Origin of the sequence: Maritimibacter harenae, assembly GCF_009882975.1 — a bacterium.
GTDB classification, from domain to species: domain Bacteria; phylum Pseudomonadota; class Alphaproteobacteria; order Rhodobacterales; family Rhodobacteraceae; genus Maritimibacter; species Maritimibacter harenae.
Map to the genome: position 1 here is coordinate 71289 of NZ_WTUX01000003.1, position 1187 is coordinate 72475.

The following is a 1187-nucleotide window of genomic DNA, read 5'->3' on the forward strand; positions in this document are numbered from 1 at the left end:
CTGGGGATCCTCTTCGTCTGCGGCATCTACACGATCATGTTCGGCGCAATAGGGGCCACACCCCGTGCGCCGGACCACATCCCGCTCTATGATTGGGCGCTGTCGGCGCTGAGCTTGGCGTGCGGGATATTCTTTTTCGTAAACGCGGGCGCCATCGCCGACAGGATCAGCCTTCTGCATCCGTTCACGCCGGCGCAGCTTTTTTTNCAGGCGCACCACCGGGCTCGGCCTGACAGGTGTCGTCGTGCTCTTCCTGGTCTACAACCTGTTCGGTTACCTGCTGCCGCCTCCCTTCGGGCATGGCGTGGATGAATTCAGCTACCTTCTGGATATTCTCGTCTTCACGACCGATGGCGTCTTCGGTGTTCCGATCCAGGTTGTCGCGAGCTACGTCTTCCTGTTCGTCATGTTCGGGACATTCCTGTCGAAGGCCGGCGGTGGAGAGTTCTTCTTCAACATCGCATCGTTGGTCACTGGCCGGTCGCGCGGTGGTCCCGCCAAGATCGCGGTCATCTCTTCCGGCCTGTACGGCACGATGTCCGGCAGCCCGACTTCGGACGTGGTGGCCACCGGCTCAATCACGATCCCGGTCATGAAGCGGTTGGGGTACCGCGCGCGCTTCGCCGCCGCGGTCGAGGTCGCGGCCTCCACCGGTGGCAGTGCCATGCCGCCGATCATGGGGTCTGCTGCCTTCATCCTCGCCGAATACACCGGCGTGGCCTACCAGCAGGTGGTCTTCGCCGCGCTGGTCCCCGCGCTTCTGTATTATATGGGCGTCTTCACACAGGTGCACCTGCGAGCGGTTCGTCTCAACCTGCGCCCCTCGGACGACGAGATTCCGACGGCGAAAGAGACCTTCCGCACCGGCTGGGTCTTCCTGATCCCCATCGCGGGGATCGTCGCGGCGCTGGTCGCAGGCTATTCACCCACTTTCACCGCAGGCGCCGGCGTCGTCGGTGCCGTCGTTGCCTCCATGCTGACGAAGGCGACACGCTTGCGGCCCTGGCAAATCGTCGAAGGGCTCGGCGAGACCACGCTGCGGATTCTGCCGGTCGCGGGTGCCTGTGCGGCCGCCGGCCTGGTGATCGGCGGCCTGTCGATGACCGGTCTCGGCATGAAAGCGGCCAACGTGATCCTGACGATCAGTAATGGCCAGCCCGGTGTGACACTGGTGATCGCGGCCATCG

1 protein-coding gene is annotated in these 1187 nt (G+C 64.0%); it reads left to right on the forward strand.

All coding sequences use genetic code 11. The features are described from left to right. Positions 1–244: 244 nt before the first annotated feature. On the forward strand, positions 245–1187 hold a 943-nt coding region (locus tag GQE99_RS21445), incomplete at its 3' end, for a TRAP transporter permease (protein ID WP_328794018.1).